This window comes from uncultured Zoogloea sp., from assembly GCF_937894855.1.
Taxonomy (GTDB): Bacteria; Pseudomonadota; Gammaproteobacteria; order Burkholderiales; family Rhodocyclaceae; genus Zoogloea; species Zoogloea oryzae.
This window is the reverse complement of the sequence record NZ_CALAYQ010000136.1, coordinates 1-4,215: the sequence shown is the minus strand read 5'-3', so window position 1 is coordinate 4,215 and position 4,215 is coordinate 1. Positions and strand designations below refer to the sequence as shown.

Below are 4,215 nucleotides of genomic sequence, written 5' to 3'. Positions count from 1 at the left end.
CGAACGGTGAATGATCCACCTATCGAGGTGTCCGTGGAAATTAGACCACTACACCAGGGGGCATTCACCCGTTCGGGTGATTCCATTATCCTGCGGGCCTGCTAGCCTGAATGCACCCCAACCCCACGGGAGCACATCATGAACACCTTTCTCGACCTGTTGATTGGTCTCGCCCTCCTTTATCTCCTGACGGCAGTCGTCAGCTCGTTCATCGTCGAAGGCTTTGCCAGCTTCTTCAACTTGCGGGGCAGACGTCTCACCCGTCTGATAGCCCAACTCATCACCGGCGAACCGACCAATTCGCCGTCCGGCTGGACGCAAGACTTCTATAAACATCCCCTTATCCAGGCCCTCCACACCCCCACCGCCTTCGGCGGTAAAAGCGGCCCGCCGAGCTACATCCCCGGCCCCCGCTACGTCTCGGCGCTCATCGACCTGCTTCGCAAGAGCGCCGACCAGCCTGCCGGCGAGGCCCTCGATCTGGCAAGACTGAAGGCGCTGCTCACCAACGCATCGACCGCGCTGCCCCCGGCGCTGCGCTCGACGCTGGAATCCGCCCTCGCCAATGGCGCCAAGTCGCTGGAGGACATCCGCACCGAGCTCGAAGCCAGCTTCGACGCCACGATGGAGCGGGCTGCCGGCTGGTACAAGCGCTTCGCCCAGTTCTGGCTGACCATCGTTGCGCTGGTATTGGCGGTTGCCTTCAACCTCGACAGCTACTACGTCGCCGAACGCCTGCTGAACGATCCCGAACTGCGAACCCTCTCCACCCAGACCGCCAGCCAGATCGCCCCACCGGACGGCTCACGCAACCTCAGCGATCTTGAAACCAGCCTACGTGCCAGGATCGCCCTGCCGGCACCGGCGCAGCTGCGACTGCTGGAGCTCACCGGCGTCGACAAGCCAAACCTGCCGGCCCTGCGCGATGCGGCCGCCAGTCTGTACGCCGCCAACTTCTTCAACCCGGTGGATGCGGCGGCCCATCGGGTGTTTCTCGATGCCACCACACCCGAGGCCCGCAAACAGACCTACCCACTTCTCGACGGCGCGTTACAGCAGACACCATCCTCTACCGACTGCGCGGCACTCAAGAACCGCTCAGACGCTGGCAAGCCACTGGCTGACTGGCAACGCACCATCCGCTGTCTGCTTGTCACCGACGCCAAGGCACTGGACGACGCAATCGATACTCTCCGGCGGTCCGGTGTGCAATGCACCGACAGCGCAACAGTCATCAACCCGATCCTGTGCAAGGCCCTGCTCCCGGTCGTCAGGGCAGACAGCACGGTGGGCGACGCGGCGATCAAATCCCTCAACGGCACCCTGAAAAACCTGCAGAGCAGCCAGACCCAGCTCGACTCGCAGTTCGACAGTCTCCGGCTGCGCCTGCCGAAAATGGGCTTCATCGGCGACAGGTGGGAGGTGATCACGGGCGGCAACTGGAAGAACCTCCTGTCAGCCATTCCCGGCTGGCTGACCACCGCCCTGCTGGCAGGTTTCGGCGCGCCTTTCTGGTTCGAGCTGCTCGGCAAGCTGGTCAACCTGCGTGGCACCGGACTCAAACCCGAGGAGACGGCCGCGAAGGACGGCAAACCGGCATCCGGCAGCACCACTTAAGACTCTCTTAAGCCAGATGGGGGATGATGCGGGGTGTATCCAGCCCCCATCATCCCCATGCCGTCCATCGCCCTTCGCCCGCTGCTTGCTGCCGTTGCCCTTGCCGGCCCTGCCTTTTCCGCCATCGCCCTTGACCCGGCCTTCATCGCCATCACACCTTCCCAGGGGCAGGCGCTGGGGGTGGCGACCCAGCGGGTGGTGAGCGGCAGCAGCGCTGCGGCGGCGGGGCTGCCGGCAACGGTGAGCATTCCCAACAACCAGGTGCGGGTGATCGCCGCGCCGCTGGCCGGCGTGGTCGAGAGCCTCGAAACCGCGCCGGGGATGAGCGTGAAGAAGGGCCAGCTGCTGGTGCGGATCTCCAGCCCCCAGGCCCTCGAACTCCAGCGCGACCGCCTCCAGGCCGACGCCCAGGCCACCTTCTCACGCCAGACGCTCGCCCGGGACGAGCAGCTCTACCGTGAAGGGCTGATCGCCGAATCGCGCCTCCAGGCGAGCCGCTCCAATGCCGCCCAGAGCGCCGCCCAGGCCGCCGAGCGCCGCCAGGAGCTGGCCCTTGCCCAGCACAGCGGCGGGCAGACCCTGTCCCTCGTCGCACCCATCGCCGGCAGCGTGCTGGAGCAGCACGTGAGCGTCGGCCAGCGGGTCGAGCAATCCGCACCGCTTTACCGCATCGCGCGGCTCGATCCCCTGTCGGTGGAGATCCAGGCCCCGCTGGCGGTGGCCAGCCAGGTGAAGGTGGGCACGCCGCTGCGGATTCCGTCCACCGGCGCCCGGGGCGAGCTGATCGCCATCGGCCGCGCCGTCGACTCCGCCACCCAGAGCGTGCTGCTGCGCGGCCTCGTCACCCACGGCGCCGACAGCCTGCGCCCGGGCCAGGCCACCGCCGTCGATCTCGATCTGGGCAACAAGGGCGCCACCGGCAACGCCACGCTGCAGGTGCCGGCCAGCGCGGTGCTCCGCCACGACAACAAGCAGTGGGTCTTCGTGGCCGCCCGCGACGCGGCGACCACCGGCTACCGGGCGATCCCGGTCAGCGTGACCGGCCGCCTCGGCGACACCAGCCTTGTCACCGGCCTGCCGCCAGATGCGACCGTGGTCACCAGCGGCGTCGCCGCCCTCAAGGCCACCTGGCTCGGCATCGGCAAGGAATGAGGGCCACGCCCACCGCCGCCGCGCCGCCCCGCACCACGCCCAACCCCTAGCGAGTCACCCCGAGCCCCGACCCCATGCTCTCCCGCCTCATCGAGTTCTCCCTGACCCAGCGCCTGCTGGTGCTGGTCGCCACGCTGCTCCTCATCGGGGCCGGCGTGGTGGCCTGGAACGGCCTGCCCATCGACGCCTTCCCGGATGTCTCCACCACCCAGGTCAAGCTCATCATCAAGGCCCCGGGGATGACGCCCGAAGAGGTCGAGTCGCGCATCACCGTGCCCATCGAGCAGGAGATGCTGGGCATTCCCCACCAGCGCATCCTGCGCTCCACCTCCAAGTACGCGCTGGCCGACGTGACCCTCGATTTCGACGACGGCACCGACATCTACTGGGCCCGGCAGCAGGTCGGCGAGCGCCTCGCCAACGTGATGGGCAACCTGCCCCCCGGCGCCACCGGCGGCCTCGCGCCGATCACCACGCCGCTGGGCGAGATGTTCATGTTCACCATCGAGGGCCCGATCTCGCTGGAAGACAAGCGCACCCTCCTCGACTGGACGATCCGCCCGGCGCTGCGCACCGTGCCCGGCGTGGCCGACGTGAACAGCCTGGGCGGCGAGGTGCGCAGCTTCGAGGTGACGCCCGATCCGGCAGCCCTGGCCGCCCGCGGCCTCAACCTCGGGCAGCTCGCCGCCGCCCTCGAAGCCAACAACCGCAACGATGGCGCCGGGCGCCTCTCGGAAGGCGAGGAGACCCTGCTGGTGCGCGCCGAGGGCGCCATCCGCAACCTCGACGACGTGCGCGCCATCGTGCTGCGGGGCGAGGGCGGCGTGGTCCGCGTGGGCGACGTGGCTGCCGTGCGCATCGGCGCCCTCACCCGCTACGGCGCGGTCACCCGCAGCGGCGAGGGCGAGGCGGTGGAAGGCCTGGTCCTCGGCCTGCGCGGCGCCAACGCCGGCAAGGTGATCGAATCGGTGAAGGCGCGCCTCACCGAGATCGCCCCGCAATTGCCGCCGGGCGTCAGCGTCGTCCCCTTCTACGACCGCAGCGAGCTGGTCGGCCGCGCGGTGCATACCGTCTCCAAGGCGCTGGTCGAGGCCATCGTGCTGGTGCTGGTGCTGCTGCTGGCCTTCCTGGGCAACCTGCGCGCGGCGCTGGTGGTGGCGCTGATGCTGCCCCTGGCGGCGCTGGCCACCTTCATCGCCATGCGCGCGGTGGGACTGTCGGCCAACCTGATGAGCCTGGGCGGTCTCGCCATCGCCATCGGCATGCTGGTGGATGCGGCGGTGGTGGTGGTCGAGAACGTCGAGACCCAGCTCTCCGAAGGCGGCGCCACCAGCCGGCTGCCGCTCCTCCATCTGGTCTTCCGGGCGACCCGCGAAGTGGCCGCGCCGGTGGCCTCGGGCATCCTCATCATCGTCATCGTGTTCCTGCCGCTGCTCACCCTCGAAG

Annotated in this window: 3 protein-coding genes; all 3 read left to right on the top strand. The window is 68.6% G+C overall.

The window, feature by feature from the left end:
• The first annotated feature begins 138 nt into the window (after nt 1-138).
• Nucleotides 139-1,617, top strand: coding sequence for a hypothetical protein (locus Q0672_RS15405; RefSeq protein WP_298623565.1), 1,479 nt, complete (start codon nt 139-141; stop codon nt 1,615-1,617).
• Nucleotides 1,618-1,674: 57 nt separating this feature from the next.
• Nucleotides 1,675-2,769, top strand: coding sequence for an efflux RND transporter periplasmic adaptor subunit (locus Q0672_RS15400; protein WP_298623563.1), 1,095 nt, complete (start codon nt 1,675-1,677; stop codon nt 2,767-2,769).
• Between the two features lie 74 nt (nt 2,770-2,843).
• A partial coding sequence (locus Q0672_RS15395; protein WP_298623560.1) for an efflux RND transporter permease subunit occupies nt 2,844-4,215 on the top strand: 1,372 nt, incomplete at its 3' end.